This window comes from Nonomuraea sp. NPDC049400 (assembly GCF_044466425.1).
Classification (GTDB): Bacteria; Actinomycetota; Actinomycetes; order Streptosporangiales; family Streptosporangiaceae; genus Nonomuraea.
Genome location: NZ_JBITMP010000048.1, coordinates 73,016 through 88,466, shown reverse-complemented (window position 1 = coordinate 88,466; position 15,451 = coordinate 73,016). Strand labels below are relative to the sequence as shown.

Annotated in this window: 13 protein-coding genes; 8 read left to right on the top strand and 5 right to left on the bottom strand. The window is 72.3% G+C overall.

The annotated features are described in order from the left end of the window. The coding region (locus ACIBVN_RS47145) for a DedA family protein (RefSeq protein ID WP_397147064.1) at positions 1 to 279 on the top strand (279 nt) is incomplete at its 5' end. Between the two features lie 312 nt (positions 280 to 591). Here the strand turns inward: ACIBVN_RS47145 and ACIBVN_RS47140 are convergent. Beyond that, positions 592 to 1,551, bottom strand: coding sequence for a GlxA family transcriptional regulator (locus tag ACIBVN_RS47140; protein ID WP_397147062.1), 960 nt, complete (start codon positions 1,549 to 1,551; stop codon positions 592 to 594). Positions 1,552 to 1,734: 183 nt separating this feature from the next. After that, complete coding sequence (locus tag ACIBVN_RS47135; RefSeq protein ID WP_397147071.1) at positions 1,735 to 2,370, bottom strand: TetR/AcrR family transcriptional regulator; 636 nt, start codon at positions 2,368 to 2,370, stop codon at positions 1,735 to 1,737. An 85-nt stretch (positions 2,371 to 2,455) separates the two neighbouring features. Between ACIBVN_RS47135 and ACIBVN_RS47130 the strand changes: the two genes are divergently transcribed. The 7 genes from ACIBVN_RS47130 to ACIBVN_RS47100 all read left to right on the top strand — a co-directional run bounded on the left by ACIBVN_RS47130 (position 2,456) and on the right by ACIBVN_RS47100 (position 9,991). Further along, positions 2,456 to 3,598 carry a VOC family protein gene (locus ACIBVN_RS47130; protein WP_397147060.1) on the top strand — a complete coding sequence of 381 codons (1,143 nt, stop codon included), beginning with the start codon at positions 2,456 to 2,458 and terminating at the stop codon, positions 3,596 to 3,598. Further along, positions 3,595 to 4,524, top strand: coding sequence for a fumarylacetoacetate hydrolase family protein (locus ACIBVN_RS47125; RefSeq protein WP_397147058.1), 930 nt, complete (start codon positions 3,595 to 3,597; stop codon positions 4,522 to 4,524). The genes ACIBVN_RS47130 and ACIBVN_RS47125 overlap by 4 nt, the downstream gene beginning before the upstream one ends. After that, positions 4,521 to 6,062: a bifunctional 3-(3-hydroxy-phenyl)propionate/3-hydroxycinnamic acid hydroxylase gene (locus ACIBVN_RS47120; RefSeq protein WP_397147056.1), complete on the top strand. Its 1,542-nt coding sequence runs from the start codon at positions 4,521 to 4,523 to the stop codon at positions 6,060 to 6,062. Before ACIBVN_RS47125 ends, ACIBVN_RS47120 begins: the two co-directional genes overlap by 4 nt. Beyond that, entirely contained in the window at positions 6,059 to 7,876 is a 1,818-nt protein-coding gene (locus tag ACIBVN_RS47115) for an AMP-binding protein (RefSeq protein ID WP_397147054.1), read from the top strand. Before ACIBVN_RS47120 ends, ACIBVN_RS47115 begins: the two co-directional genes overlap by 4 nt. Then, entirely contained in the window at positions 7,869 to 8,480 is a 612-nt protein-coding gene (locus ACIBVN_RS47110; protein WP_397147052.1) for a DUF3159 domain-containing protein, read from the top strand. The genes ACIBVN_RS47115 and ACIBVN_RS47110 overlap by 8 nt, the downstream gene beginning before the upstream one ends. Then, positions 8,477 to 9,331: an MBL fold metallo-hydrolase gene (locus tag ACIBVN_RS47105; protein WP_397147050.1), complete on the top strand. Its 855-nt coding sequence runs from the start codon at positions 8,477 to 8,479 to the stop codon at positions 9,329 to 9,331. Before ACIBVN_RS47110 ends, ACIBVN_RS47105 begins: the two co-directional genes overlap by 4 nt. A gap of 231 nt (positions 9,332 to 9,562) precedes the next feature. Further along, entirely contained in the window at positions 9,563 to 9,991 is a 429-nt protein-coding gene (locus ACIBVN_RS47100) for a DUF6010 family protein (protein WP_397147048.1), read from the top strand. Between the two features lie 21 nt (positions 9,992 to 10,012). Here ACIBVN_RS47100 and ACIBVN_RS47095 read toward each other — a convergent pair whose 3' ends face one another. The 3 genes from ACIBVN_RS47095 to ACIBVN_RS47085 form a co-directional block, all read right to left on the bottom strand. Next, complete coding sequence (locus ACIBVN_RS47095; RefSeq protein ID WP_397147069.1) at positions 10,013 to 11,770, bottom strand: ABC-F family ATP-binding cassette domain-containing protein; 1,758 nt, start codon at positions 11,768 to 11,770, stop codon at positions 10,013 to 10,015. A gap of 398 nt (positions 11,771 to 12,168) precedes the next feature. After that, on the bottom strand, positions 12,169 to 14,430 hold the full coding sequence (locus ACIBVN_RS47090; RefSeq protein WP_397147046.1) for an alpha/beta fold hydrolase: 2,262 nt from the start codon (positions 14,428 to 14,430) through the stop codon (positions 12,169 to 12,171). Further along, positions 14,427 to 15,389 carry an ATP-binding cassette domain-containing protein gene (locus ACIBVN_RS47085; RefSeq protein ID WP_397147044.1) on the bottom strand — a complete coding sequence of 321 codons (963 nt, stop codon included), beginning with the start codon at positions 15,387 to 15,389 and terminating at the stop codon, positions 14,427 to 14,429. The genes ACIBVN_RS47090 and ACIBVN_RS47085 overlap by 4 nt, the downstream gene beginning before the upstream one ends. Between the last annotated feature and the right edge of the window lie 62 nt (positions 15,390 to 15,451).

Genomic DNA, 15,451 nt, shown 5'->3' with positions numbered 1-15,451 from the left:
CCTGCGGCAGCCGGAGCATCGAAGGTGCCGTACTGGCGTTTCCTCCCCGCATCGCTGGCGGGATCGCTGCTGTGGTCAGCGGTCTATGTGAGCCTGGGCGCATTCGCAAGTGCCTCGGCAGTTCGGCTCACACAGACGCTCGGGCACGGCGCCTGGATCGTGTTCGGTCTGATGGCGGCGTTCACCATCGTGGCGGTCCGAGTGCGAAGCAAACGCGCGCACCGCCGCCTGGCCGAACGCCAAGAGGAAAAAGGGGAGCTCTCACCGCATCACGACTGAAGCACGACCAGCAGCCGGCCGCCAACCGCAGATGATCGCTGCGCGGCTGCTCCCGCTTGACCGTACTCGGCGAGAACGGCCGGATCCACTCCCAGCCGCTCGGACAGCCGAAGCCACCGCCACCGGCAGAGCCGAGCTCACCGCATCCGGCACGAACCCCAACCAGGGCAACGTGGCGACTTGAACGGCAAGCCCTAATCGGTCGGCCGGGCCTCGGCCACGGCTCGACGAACCGTGGCGGAAGTGATCAACCAACAGAAAAAGGCCCCGCATCGTCGCAGGTCAGGCGAATCCGTTGGAATTTCCCCAGGACTACAGCGAGGCCTGCTCGCGCGTCCGGAAGGAGGAGCGGTAGGACTGCGGCGTGACGCCGACGACGCGCTTGAACCGCTCCCTGAACGCGGTGGCCGAGCCGAAACCGGCCTGCGCGGCGATGCGTTCGACGCCGTGGTCGGTGGTCTCCAGCAGGAACTGCGCCCGCCGTACCCGTGCTCGCAACAGCCACTGCAGCGGGGTGGTGCCGGTCTGCTCGCGGAAGCGGCGGCTGAAGGTCCGCTCGCTCATCCCGCTGCGCATGGCCATCTCCGCCAACGTCACCTCCTGGGCGAGGTTCTCCTCGATCCAGGACAGCACCGGCTCCAGCAGCGAACCCTGTGGGACCGGCGGCTGGGCGTGGACGATGAACTGCGCCTGCCCGCCCTCCCGTTCCAGGGGCATCACTGACAGCCGGGCCGTGTCCGCGGCGACCGCCGAGCCGAAGTCCCGCCGGATGATGTGCAGGCACAGGTCCAGGCCGGCGGCGGCCCCGGCCGAGGTCAGGATCTGCCCGTTGTCGACGTACAGGACATCCGGCCGCACATCCACCCGAGGGAACAGCTGCGCCAGCCGGCGAGCCGCCACCCAGTGCGTCGTCGCGCTCAGCCCGTCCAGCAGCCCGGCCGCGGCAAGGGTGAACGCTCCCGCGCAAATGGAGGCGATCCGGGTGCCGTCGGCCGCGGCCGCGCGCAGGGCGTCGAGCACCTCCGGGGCGGGCGGGGCGGCTCGCTCCGAGCATCCCGGCACGACAATGGTGTCCGCCTCCCGCAGCGCCTGTAGGCCGTGCGGGACGATGAGCGTGAAGGCGTCGCCAGCCACCTGCGGCGTCGCGGCACAGACCAGCACCCGGTACGGCCGGCGCCCGTCCGCCAGCCGGGCACGCCCGAACACCTCGATCGGCGTCGCCATGTCGGCCGCCACCACATGGTCCAGTGCCAGGACCGCCACCGTGTGCATGAGGACACGGTAGGCGAGAACTCGCCGGCCGGGGCGATGCCTGCGCCGCAGATCTGCACGCCGGGCCCATGCACCATCGCGCGGTGCGGGTCGGCGCAGCCGCAAGACGAGCAGGCCCGCTTGGCGGGGCCGCGTTCGGTGAGCCCTGCGTGTGCGGCGGCTCAAACGTCACCGCGCCGAAGCCTACCGGGCAACGGGCAGCGGGCGGTGGGCGATGGTGTGGGCTTCTTGGTGGTTCATGCCGTACATGCGCAGCAGCTGCTCGGCCAGTTCGTCTGCTGAGCCCTCGTCCACCAGGTCGGGGTGTTCGAGCCAGAGTTGCAGGAACCCGAGCAGGGATCCCCCGGCCCCGGCCAGCGCCACGTACGGGTTGCCGAGCCGGAAACGTCCGGCGTCCATGGCACGGCGGATGTCGCGCAGCGCGCGGGGCGCCAGGCCCTTGTCGGAGTCGAGGTACGGCAGCCCTGTGCGGGTGAGGACGCGGGCGATCTGGGGATGGGTGTCGACCAGCCGTCCAGTGAGCCGGACGGAGGCGGCGAAGACCTCGGCCGGGTCCTCAATGTCGGCGGTGAGCTCGTCGAGCAGTTGCCCGTGCTCTTCGAGCACGTCGGCGATGGCCGCGTGGAACAACTCGTCCTTGCTGCCGAAATGGTTGTAGAACGAGCCGAAGCCCACGTCGGCCGCCTCGGTGAGCTCCTGAATGCTGACCTCGGCCATGCCCTGCCTGGCCAGGAAAGTGCGGGCGGCGTCGATGAGGGCCTGACGGGTGCGGGTCTTGCGGCGCTCCAGCCGGGACGTGGGTTTCGGGGCTTCCGCCATCACGTCGCAGATCATAGCGCTTGACAGAGCGTGCTCTCATTTCTGATGATTTCATCACTACTGACAAAGCAATCAGGAGGTGGTGATGGAGAGTGCGCACGCGAATCTGCACAGCGAACGCGGGCCGCTGCGGGGCGAGCACCCCGGCAGGTCGCGCGACCCGGTGATCAAGGTCAGGGATCTGGCCTGGCTTGAGTTCGAGAAGACGAACCTGCGCAGGGCCGAGTCGTTCGCCCGGGACTTCGGTTTCGCCGTGGCGGCCCGTACGCCGGACGCCCTCTACCTGCGCGGCACCCTGCCCGGCCGGCAGTGCGTGGTCATCAGGCGAGGCCCGAGGTCACGCTTCGTGGGACCGGCGTTCCAGGCGGCCGCGGCCGAGGACCTGACGCGGCTGGCCCGCGTGACCGGCGCGGAGGTGCGCGTGCTGGCCGACGTGTTCGACGACGGCGGGGGCGGCGGCGGGGGCGGCGGCCGGGTGGTGGACCTGCGCGACCCGAGCGGCATCCCGGTACGGGTGGTGCACGGGACGGCCGAGCTGCCTGCCCTGCCCGAGCAGCCGGTCCTGACGATGAACACCGGCCCGTACCCGGCGAGGATCAACGCCGTGCAGCGGCCCGCGCCCGAACCGGCCCGGGTGCGGCGGCTCGGGCATGTGGTGCTGGAAACGCGGTGGTTCGAGCGGGCGCTCGACTGGTACCTGGACACGCTCGGCATGATCGTCAGCGACTTCCTGTTCCTGGACGACCAGCGCGACCGTGGCCCGACCATGGCGTTCATCAGGTGCGACAGGGGCGGTGAGCCGGCCGACCACCACACGCTGGCCATGCATCTGGGGCCCGGGGTGGGCTATGTCCATTCGGCGTACCAGGTGGCCGACATGGACGCGGTGGCGGCGGGCGGCGAGTACCTGGCGGCGCGGGGCTACCGGCGCGTGTGGGGGATCGGCCGGCACATCCAGGGCAGCCAGATCTTCGACTACTGGCGTGATCCCGACCGGCTGATGGTGGAGCACTTCGCGGACGGGGACCTGTTCGACTGCGCGGTGGAGCCGGGCTGGGCACCCATGTCGGCCTCTGGCCTGGCGCAGTGGGGCCCGCCGGTCACCCGCGACTTCCTCGGCACCAACCCGTCCCCCGCCCTGCTGCGCAGCGTCGTGACGGCGTTGCGCGAGGACAACGAGATCGACGTCCCGCGCCTGCTGGGACTGATGAAGGCGATGAGAGCGTGAGCGTCAACGTACTGCGAACCGACGGCCGTTGGTGGGTCGAGCGCGACGGGCTGGCCCACCCCGTGAACACGGCCGCGCAGACCACGGCCGAACTGCTGGCCGACCGGGAGGCGGTGACGAACCCGGCTCCGGAAGGGGTGCCGGTGGCGGAGCTGGAGCTGCTGTCGCCGGTGACCACGCCGTGCCGGGTGGTGTGCCAGATGGTGAACTACCGGTCCCACGCCAGGGATTCGGGCTTCGACCCGGACAAGGTGCCGGTCACGTTCTTCCGTAAGGCGTCCGGATCGGTGTGCGGGCCGTACGACACGATCGTGAAGCCGCCGCACGTGCGGCTGCTGGACTACGAGATCGAGCTCGGCCTGGTCATGGGCGCGCCCCTGCCGCTCGGCGTGACCGTGTCCCAGGCCGACCTGCCCGCCTACGTGGCCGGGCTGGTGGTGGCCGACGACGTGTCGGCCAGGGACGTGCAGCTGTCGAAGACGCAGTTCTACGAGAGCAAGTCCTATCCGACGTTCACGCCGCTGGGGCCGCGGCTGGTGCTGCTGGAGCCGGAGGAGTTCGCGCGGCTGGTGGACCTGCGGCTGCAGCTGTCGGTCAACCAGGTGTTGCGGCAGGACCGCACGGTGGCCGACATGATCGCCGGCCCGGCGGCGGCACTGACGGCGCTGGCCCGCTTCCAGGAAATGGCTCCTGGCGACGTGCTGCTGACCGGCACTCCTGGCGGGACCGCACTGAAGGCCCCGCCGAAGCCGGTGGAGCTGCTCGGCTCGCTGCTGCCGCCACCGCTGAAGTGGAAGATCTTCTTCGAGCGGCAGGCGAGAGTCCCGGCCTACCTGCGGCACGGCGACGTCGTGACGGCGCGCATCGCGACCGGCGACCGCGCCATCGACCTCGGCCGGCAACGTACGCGGGTGGAGTACGCATGATCCCCGTGCTCGTGGCGGGCGCGGGCCCGACCGGAGTGACGGCGGCCACCCTGCTGGCCAGGCACGGCGTACGCAGCCTGGTCGTGGACCCGCACCCCGGCGTCTACCCGCTGCCCCGCGCGGTCCACCTGGACGACGAGGTGATGCGCATCCTGCAGGCGGCCGGCGTCGCGGAGGAGTTCGCCGCGATCAGCCGCCCGGCGCCCGGCATGCGGCTGCTGGACGGAGAGCTGCGCACGATGGCCGAGTTCCGCCGCGACGCCGGCACGGGACACTCCGGCTGGCCGCAGGCCACCATGTTCGACCAGCCGGAGCTCGAAGTGCTGCTCCGCGCCAACCTGGCCCGGCATCCGGAGGCCGAGCTGCGGCCCGGCACCGAAGTGGTGGGCATCGAACAGGACGGGCACGGCCCCGTGCGGGTCCGGCTGCGCGACGTGACGAGCGGGCGGCAGGAGGAGGTCCGGGCCCACGCGCTGCTCGGCTGCGACGGCGCCAACAGCCTCACCCGGCGCCACGTGGGCGCACGGATGCGGGACCTGAGCTCCGCCGAGCGCTGGCTCGTGGTGGACGTGCGCTGCGCGAAGCCGCTCGACGTGTGGGACGGCGTCCACCAGGTATGCGATCCCGACCGCCCGGCCACCTTCATGCGGATCGGTCCCGAACGCTACCGGTGGGAGTTCCGGGTCGGGCCGGGCGAGGTCGTCGGCCGCGAGGCGCTGACGCGGCTGCTCTCGCCCTGGACGCGAGGGGTGCCCGAGGAGGAGCTGCACGTGCTGCGGCAGGCCGTCTACACCTTCCGCGCCCAGGTGGCCGACCGATGGCGGCGGGGACGGGTGTTCCTGCTCGGCGACGCCGCGCACCTGACGCCGCCGTTCATCGGACAGGGCATGGGGGCCGGGCTGCGGGACGCGGCCAACCTGGCGTGGAAGCTGGCGCTCGTGCTCTCGGAAGGCGGCCACGAACGCCTGCTGGACACCTACCAGGCCGAGCGCGCCCCGCACGTCACCCACATGATCCGATTGGCGGTCGCCGTCGGCCGCCTCATGACGGGCCCGCCGAAGACGGGCCGCCTGCTGCTTGCCCAGGCCGAGCGCCTGCCCGCCGCCGCGCACAGCAGGTCGCCCCGGCTGCGCCGCGGCACGCTCGTACGGCCCCGGTGTCCGTGGGGCGATCTGGCCGGGACCCTGCCCCCGCAACCCTGGGTGACGGTGAACGGCCGGCGGCAGCGCCTGGACGACGTGCTCGGCGGCTCTTTCGCCGTCCTGACGCTCGTCCCGCTCGACCCGCTGCTGGCCGCTCTGACGCGCCGCCTGCGCGCCCGCGTCTTCGACCTGCGCGCGGCCCCGATTGACGACGGGACCCTGGCCCGCTGGCTGCTCGGCGCGCGGGCCGTGGCCGTGCTGCTGCGCCCCGACGGGGTGGTGCTGGCCGCCGCGCCGCTCGCCAAGGGCACCGCCGCGATAGCCAGAGACGCCGCCGCCTGGCTCCCGCTGCTGCCGCCGTCCCGAACCGCACTCGAGAGGAACGCCACCGCATGATCGACAGACCCCTGGTCCTCGAGCTCGAGGACCTGGCCGCCGTGGAGGCCGAACCTCTGGAAGCACGCGACCTGCCCGCCAGCACGTACGAGCTGCTGGCCAGGTCGGCGGCGGCGCACGGCGACTCCCCGGCGCTGCACCTGATCACTGAGGGCGGCGGCTCCTGGCGCACGCCCAGCACGTGGACCTTCGCCGGCCTGCTCGGCCACGTCCACCGGGCCGCGAACCTCTACCACGCGCTCGGGCTGCGTCCCGGCGGCGTGGTCGGCTTGCTGGCCCCCAACACGGGCGCCACGTATGCCGCGCTGCTGGGAGCGCAGGCGATCGGCGTCGCCGCGCCCGCCAACCCGATGCTGTCCGAGGAGCACCTGGCCGATCTGCTGGCGCTCACCGAAGCGGAGATCCTGGTCGCCGCCGGCCCGTCGCTCGCCCCCGCCGTCTGGGAGAAGGCGCGGCGCCTCGCCGACCGGCTGCCTCACGTACGCGCACTGCTCGCCCTCGGCGGCGACTTCGAGGCCAGGTCGGCGCGGCAGCCCGCCGACGCGCTGGTGTTCGAGCACCGGCCGGGCCCGCAGGACCTGGCGGCGTACTTCCACACCGGCGGCACCACCGGGGTTCCGCAGATCGCGCCGCACACCCACCGCAACGAGGTCTACATGGCCTGGGCGATGGGCTGCTCGGGCGGCTTCCTGGACGGCGCGGTGGTGCTGGGCGGGCTGCCGCTGTTCCACGTCAACGCCCTGCACGTCACCGGCCTCGCGCCGATCATGCATGGAACGCCCGTCGTGAGCCTGGGGCCGCTCGGCTTCCGGGACACCAGCCTGATGGCGGACTTCTGGCGCATCATCGAGCACTACCGGGTCACCACGTTCTCCGCGGTGCCGACGGTCTATCAGGCGCTGCCGCCGGTCCCCGAGGACGTGGACCTGTCGTGCCTGCGTGCGGGCGTGGTGGGGGCCGCGCCGCTGCCGCGCGGCGTGCGCGAGGCGTTCGAGTCGACGGTGAAGGCCCCCATGGTGGAGGGGTACGGACTGACCGAGGGCACCTGCGCCACCGCCACCATGCCCGTGTTCGGCCACCGGGCCGGGTCGGTGGGCCTGCGCATGGCCTACCAGCAGATCAAAGCCGTCAAGGTGGACGACGCCGGCCGTCCTGTGGCCGACTGCGCGCCCGGCGAGGTGGGCGTGCTGGCCATCAAGGGCCCCAACGTCTTCCCCGGCTACCTCCGCCGCGGCGGCCCCGACCCCGCGGGGAAGGTCTTCGGCGGATGGCTGCTCACGGGCGACCTCGGCCACGTGGACGCCGACGGCTACGTCTACCTCGCCGGTCGGGCCAAGGACCTCATCATCAGGGGCGGGCACAACATCAGCCCGGTACCGGTGGAGGAGGCGCTCCTCACCCATCCCGACGTCACGGCAGCCGCCGTCGTCGGGCGGCCGGACGCCCACGCCGGGGAGGTGCCGGTCGCGTACGTGACGCTCCGGCCCGGCACCACCGCGGGCGAGGAAGAGCTGCGGGCCTGGGCAGCCGGGCAGGTGCCGGAGCCCGCCGCCGCGCCGAAGGCCGTGTACGTCGTCGAGTCGCTCCCGCTCACCGCCGTCGGCAAGATCTTCAAACCCCGCCTGCGTGAGGACGCTGTCCGACGGGTCGTGCTCGCGCTGCTCGACCGGGCGGGGATCGCGGGAACGGTCGAGACGACCACCCGCGACGGCGTCCCGCACGCCGAGATCACCGTGACCGGCGACGCCGGCGCCCTGGTGGCGGAGCTGCGTCGCCACACCTTCACCCACACCCTGCGGGGCGCCCATGAGTGACCTCGCCGCCCTGCGCCACGTCGGGCTGCACGTCGCCGAGACCGCGGCCCCCGTGCTGGGGTTCACGCTGCTCTACGCGACGACGAGCCGGCTGCCGGCGGCGCTGGCGGCCGGTCTGTGCGTGGCCGCGCTGGTGGCGGTCCACCGTCTCCGCCAGGCTCGCAGCGTCTGGCCGGCGGTGGGCGGGTTCGCGCTGACCGCCGGAGCCGCCGCCGTCACCGTCCTGTCGGGCGATGCCACGAACTTCTTCCTGCCCGTGCTGCTGCTGCGCGCCACGGTCGTCGCGGCGACCCCCATCATGCTGCTGCTGCGCTGGCCGCCGGTCGGCCTGGCCGCCGGCGTGCTCGCCGGCAAGGGCCTCGTCTGGAGGCGCTGCCCGCCCCGGCTGCGCGCCTACAGCGTCGCGAACCTGATCTGGGTCGTGGCCGAAGGCGCCCTCGTCGCCAACCAGGCGCGGCTCTACCTCGCCGACCGGGCCCTGGCCATGGGGGCTTTCAAGCTCCTGGTCGAGGTGCCGGTCCACGTGCTGCTGGCGGTCCTGATGTGGGTCGTCTACCGGCGCATGACCAACCGTCCCTGCCCCTGCGAAGGAGTCCACTCTTGACCACCACCGTCACCCTGACCGGCACCGGCGTGCCGATCCCCGCTCCCGGCCGCGCGGGCGCGGGCGTCCTGGTCCGCCACGGCGCGACCGCCCTGCAGTTCGACGCCGGCCGCGGCACCGTGCTCCGCCTGACCGAGGCGGGCGTCGGCCTGCACGAGCTGACCGCGGTGTTCATCACCCACGTGCACAGCGACCACGTGATCGGGCTGCCGGACGTGGTGATGGGGCGCTGGATCCAGGACCACGTGTGGAAGACGGGCCCGCTCGATCTCCACCTCCCCGAGGGCGTGGCCGCCGGGTTCGCCGAGCGGATGCTGGACCCGTACGCGACCGACATCGCGCTGCGCATGGAGCACGTGCAGGAGGCCCCGCCCGAGCCCCGGCTGCACACGTTCGCCTGCGGGTCCCGGCCCCGGGAGATCTGGAGCCGAGACGGGGTCACCGTGGAGGCGGTCGCCGTTCACCACGAACCGGTGCCGGACGCGGTGGCCTACCGCGTCCGCACACCCGACGGCACGGTGGTGATCTCGGGTGACACCCGTGTGTGCGACGAGGTCGAAGAGCTCAGCCGGAACGCGGACGTGCTGGTCCATGAGGCGTGCCGGACCACCGCGCTGCACGCCGCCGTCGCCGGCACCCCATTCGAGAAGATCTTCTCCTATCACGCCGACACGGTTGCGCTGGGCGGTCTCGCCAAGCGCGCTGACGTCAAGCACCTGATGCTCACCCACCTGATCCCAGCCCCGGACGATGAGGCAGGCGAGAGGGACTTCGCGAACGACGTACGCCTGGGCGGCTACGAGGGCCCTCTCACCGTGGGCCGCGACCTCATGACGGCGACCATCGACTGATCGGGCTTTCGCCGCGCGTCGAACGTCCAGGCGTGGTCACCACCACGCCTGGACTACGCGGACCTGTGGCGGCGGACAGCTCATAGGTGACGCCGGTAAGGCGTTCGGGCAGCTGAGGCCGGATGGCGAGAACCCGTTGGAAATTGTCGATTCAGCCCATGGGGCCCCGTGGACGGCCGGTCCTAGCCTTTGCGGACGTACCCCTGAGCTCAGAACGGATTGCCACACCCCATGTCCATCATCATGCCGGTCATCATCGGACTGATCTGCGTCTCCCTTCTGTCCCTGATCCCCGAGCCGCATCGACGCCAGGTCAACGCCGTGCTGGTCGGCGGTGCGGGCGCCGCCTACCTCAGCGGAGGCGGACTCGGGTACTGGGAGTTCGTCCTGCCGGTCGTCATGACCTATGTCGCCTACCGCGGGCTCAGGAGCTGGACCTGGATCGGGATCGGCTGGCTGCTCCACACCGCCTGGGACGTCGTGCACCACCTCAAGGGGAGTCCCATCCTCCCGTTCGCCAAGCATTCCTCCTTCGGCTGCGCCATCTGCGACCCGGTTGTGGCGCTGTGGTGCTTCGCGGGCGGGCCGTCGATCTTCGACTGGGTACGCGCCCGCCTGCCCCGCAAGCCCGCGACATCGATCGGCCCCGCCGGCGAGTGATCCAGCGACAGCCGCGACCGGCTATGCCGCCACGCCTCCGTCCAGTTCCAGGCGGGAGCCGGTGAACGCGGCCCGCAGGCGCCGGTCGTGCGTCACGATCACCAGCGCGCCCCCGTACGAGGCCAGCGCCTCCTCCAGTTGCTCCACGAGCATCGGCGACAGGTGGTTGGTCGGCTCGTCGAGCAGGAGCAGGTCCACGGGTTCGCTCACCAGCCGCGCCAGCTCGATCCGGCGCCGCTGCCCGTAGGAGAGCTCCCTCAGGCGCAGCCCCAGGTCGGATGGCCTGAACAGCCCCAGCGCGAGCAGCGCGTCCGCGTGCTCGTCCAGGCTCCCGGGACGCCCGTGCGCGTAGGCCCGCAGCACGGTCAGCTCCGCCGCCCCAGCCGGCCCGCCCTCCCGAAGGAGCTCAGCCCGGCCGGCCCGCCGTACGCCGCCGGTGTCCAGCTCACCCTGCCGGAGGAACCCGGCCTGGCCGGCCTGCCGTACGTCGCCGGTGTCCAGCTCGTCCTGCCGGAAGAACCCGACCCGGCCGGTCCGCCGTACCTCGCCCGCGTCCGGCAGCAGTTCCCCGGCGAGCATCCGCATGAGCGTGGTCTTGCCCGCTCCGTTCGGGCCGGTGACGAGCAGCCGCTCGCCGGCGCGGACGGAGAGGGAGTCAAGGCGGAGCCGCCCCGCCACCACCACGGCGTCGAGCGCGGCCACCTCGGCCCCGGTGCCGGCACCCGCGGTGGCGAGGGCGGCGGTGAAGCGAAGCGGTTCGGGCGGCGGCGGCGCCGGGTGGTCGGTGAGCCACCGCAGCCGCTGCTGGGACTGCCGGATGCGCCCCGCGGCCCCGTGCGTACGCGAGCGCGCCCGCCAGGCCCCGGTGCCCATGCCCGCCTTGGCCACCTTGCGCGGAATGCTGGCCAGCCGGCCCGCGTTGGCCGCCACCAGCGTGGCATGCCGGTCCAGCTCCGCCTTCCAATCCTCGTGGGCCCGCGCCTGTGCGGCGCGTTCGGCGGCCTTGGCCGCGAGGTATCCGGCGTACCCGTCGCCGTAGCGGCGCACCTGCCCGTCGCAGACCTCCACGATGGCGGTGGTCACCCGCTCCAGGAACACCCGGTCGTGCGTGATCGCCACGACCGTGCCCCGGTGGGCGCGCAGGCGCTGTTCGAGCCAGGCCACCGCCTTGTCGTCCAGGTCGTTGGTCGGCTCGTCGAGCAGTAGCAGTTCGGGAGCGGACGCCAGCGTGGCGGCCAGGGCGAGCCTGGAGCGTTCGCCACCGGACAGCGTGCCCAGCGGGCGGCTCCGCTCCAGCCCGGGCAGCCCGAGCCCGTGCAGCGCGACCTCCACACAAGCGTCCGCCTCGTAGCCGCCCCGCGCCTCGAACTCCGCCACGAGCTGCGCGTAGACCTCCAGCCCCGCGCGAGCCTCCACTCCCCCGCCGGCGTCCATGCCGGCCTCGCCGAACGACCGTTCAGCCGCCCGCATCAGGGCTTCGAGCTCTCGCAGGTCGGCCAGCGCCAGGTCGACGGCGTCGGCCACCGTCGCGTGCGGCGGCAGCGCGAGCGACTGCGGCAGGTATCCGACGCCGCCGGGCGCGACGACCACGAGCTCGCCGTTGTCCGGCCGCTCGACGTCCGCCATGAGCCTGAGCAGCGTGGACTTGCCCGACCCGTTGTCGCCGATCACCCCGATCCGCTCGCCGGGTTTGACGGTGAGCGACACCCGGTCCAGGACGACACGGGTGCCGTAACGCTTGGTGATCTCGGTAAGTGCCAGTTGGGCCGCAGTACGCATAAGGGCCTGCCTCCTCTTCTCGGCGCGGACAAATCCTGGACGCCGCGGCTCAGCGACCGCGTTGTTCCTCGTGCCCCGCGCGAACAGATCCGTGCCGCACTCGCCCGGCTGCACGATCGTCACCTTGCTCCCGAACGGCGCCGCCTCCATCTCCGCCGCCACCCCGTCGAAGGCCCTGCCCGGGCCCCTCGACGCGCCGGTGATGGACCGCACTCGGGCAGCCGTCATATGGTCTCCTCGCTCTCATCGAGACGAGACGGCCCGTCTCGTCTTGATGAATTCTGCAAGCGCGCCGCCTCCTTGTCAAGACGGACCGTCTCGTCTCGCGCAGCTACGCTCCCAGACGTGCCCCACCCCAGAATCCGCACCCGCTCTCTCGGCTACCACGCGACCGGTCGTCACCTCGTGGCCTGGCAGGTGGTGCCCCTTGGCGGGAGCCTCAGAGTGGTCAGGTAGCGGTTGACGTGGGCGGTGACGCAACCGCCCGTTCCGTAGATGTAGAGCATGTGACCGTGCCCCTCGTACCGGACGCTCGACGAGCCAGGCACGTGGCGAATGACGCCAGCGACCTCGTCGTGGTCGGTCCAGCTGCCGACCCCGAGGAAGGGCACCAGGCCGCCGGCAGGCAGCGGCGCCGGCGGGTTGGTGACGGGCGCGGGCCAGCCGGCGCAGCCCAGCGACCACCACGACCGCTGCCCCGCGAAGTTCGGCGACAGCTCTTCCGCTCTGCGTAGCGCTTTGCGATAGGCCGCGTAGCTCTCGTACCCCTTGCCGTCGAGGCAGGTGGTCATGTTCTGCCCGGCGATCGAGGGAACCTTGGGTCTGCCCGAGGCCTGTCTGACGTAGTCGGCGAACCCGGAGGCGTCGCCGGCCGCGGCCTGCTTGATCGCGTCGGCGAGCTGGACCCAGCGCGGGACGTCGGGTTCCTGGCCGGGCGAGGTGAAGCTGGGGGCGGCGGCGACCTTGAAGTCGAATCCGGTGTATGCGGCCCCGGTCGGGTCGTTCCGCACCGGAACGGGTGATCGGTCCGCGGCGGTCACCAGCCGGCGCCACACCTCGCCGGCGTCCTGCCCGTGCAGGGCGCAAGCCGTGGCGGAGCGGCACCATGCAGCGAACCGCTCCATCTGCCGCTCGGCCCGCGGATACATGCGGGACTCTTCGGCCGCCGCCCCCTCCACGTGGCCGGCGGTGCCGTCCATGACCATGGCGCGGATGCGGGAGGGGAACAGTCGGGCGTATGCCACCGCGGGATGTCCGCCGTAGGAGTTGGCCAGAAAGCTCAGCTGCCGCTCGCCCAGGGCGGCGCGGACGGCCTCGATGTCGCGGGCGACGGAGGCCGAGTCCATGTGGTCGAAGAACTCCGGGTCGGCCGACCGGCACCGCTGCGCGTGCTCGCGATTCGCCCGCGCGAGCGCGGCGTACTCGGCGCGGCCGTCCGGCAGGGTGATCCACGGGCCGGTGGCGAGGCACTCGTACGACAGCACACCGCCGGGTTTGACGGTGTTGCGCGGGGCGAAGCTGATCACGTCGAACCGGTCGCGCAGCTTCGCGAACCTGCCGTGGAACTGCTTCAGGTCGTCGATGCCCGACGCACCGGGGCCGCCGGGGATGGAGAAGACCGTGCCGATCCGGCGTTCCGCGCCGGAGGTCGGCAGCACAGCGACAGGGATGATGATCTTTCGCCCTGCGGGCTTCTTCCAGTCGAGGGACACCTCGACGGAGGCGCAGCGCATGTCCTCAGGGGCGTCCTTGTCGGCACACGGCCGCCATGCCAGGGAGGACGGGCCGGGATCCGCGGAGTCGCCCGCGGCGGGCACCGCCGTCACTGCGGCCATGAGCGTGGCGGCCACACCGACGGCCAGCACCTTGACGCGCCCCCTCAGCGCGATCATCGCAGCCCCGGCAGTCAGCGCGGCGGCGATGTAGGCGACGAGAAGGGCGGCCGCCGCGCCCGGGGACAGCAGGCCGCCGCCCACCCCGGCGATCTGGGTCGGCAAGTTCTCGATCATGTACGAGCCGGCCTGCGCTCGCAGCGGCGACGGCAGGGCCTGGGCGACGACCGGGAGCACCAGGAAGATCATGACAAGCACGACCAGGCTCCCTGGCGTGGAGCGGATCGCCGCGCCCACGCCCAGCCCGATCAGCGCCGCGGCCGCCATGGACAGCCCGGCGACGACCACCGTGGCGAGCACTCCAGGCTCGGAGAGCGGGGTGCCCAGGGTCCGCCCGTCGAGCAGCAGCTGATCTGCGCGGTCACCGAGGACCGCCTGGGCGGCCAGGTGCATGCCGAAGGCCAGGACCTGGCCGGCGACCAGGGTGACGGCGACCAGACTGGGAATCTTGGCGAACAGGAACAGCTGCCGCCGCGGCACCGCCGCCAGGCTTGTGCGGATCATGCCGGTGGCATGCTCGGAGGTGATCGTCAGCGCGCCCAGGGCGCCGAACACGAAGTAGGCGACCGGCAGCCCGGTGCCCAGCCCGGCCCCGTTGCTGCTGTAGCGCAGCCGCTCCTCGGCCGTCTGGTGGTCGAACCCCCGGGCCATCAGGTACGCCACCCCGGCGCAGGCCAGCACGGCGAGGAAGGAGACGGCCAGCAGGTAGGCGTTCGACCGGAGCGAGCGGAGCTTGTGCCACTCGGAGGCGACCACGTCCAGCATCATCGGGCCACCTCCGAGACGGCGGCGGAACGGGCTGCGGGGCCGGCGCCGTACTCGACGCTGTCCTCGGTGAGTTCCATGAACGCCTCCTCCAGCGAGGCACTGCGCGGCGTCAGCTCCCGCAGCGCGATCCCCGCCCGCAGCGCCAGCTCACCGATCTCGGCCGCGTCCAGGCCCCGCACGGACAGTCCGCCGGTCCCGCGCGTGCCGGTGGCGGACGTGTCTTCGGGAGCCACGCTCACGCCGTGCTCGCGCAGGATCTCCGCCAGCCGCTCCGGATCCGCCGAGCGCACCAGCACGTCGCGTTGGAATTGTGCGGCGAGCGAACCGGTCGGCGTGTCGGCGATCAACCGGCCACGTCCGATGACGACGACGTGCTCGGCGGTGAGCGCCAGCTCATTCATCAGATGGCTGGACAGCAGGACTGTACGGCCCTCGCCCGCGAGCGAGCGCAGCAGGTCACGGATCCATCGGATGCCCTCCGGATCCAGCCCGTTCAGCGGCTCGTCGAACATCAGCACCGCCGGGTCGCCGAGCAACGCCGCCGCGATGCCCAGCCGCTGCTTCATTCCCAGGGAGAACCCGCCGATCCGCCGGTCCGCGACCTCGGCCAGACCGACCTGGCCGAGCACCGCGGCCACCCGCCGGGAATCGATGCCGTTGCTGCGCGCCAGGCAGCCGAGATGATCGCGGGCCGTGCGACCACCGTGCACCGCCCCGGCGTCAAGCAGCGCCCCCATCGTGCGCATGGGCCGGCGTAGCGACGCGTAGGCCTTCCCGTCCACCAGCGCCTCACCCGCGGCGGGGAGCTCCAACCCGAGCACGGCCCGCATGGTCGTGGACTTGCCCGCGCCGTTCGGCCCCAGGAATCCGGTCACCAGACCCGGTTTCACCGTGAAGGTCAGGTCGTCCACGGCGACGGTGCGGCCGTACCGCATGGTCAGCCCCCTCACTTCGATCACAACTCTCCCTCGTTCGCTCTGTTGGGTCCGCTCGGCTCGGCCTCGACCGGATCGAGCCGGGC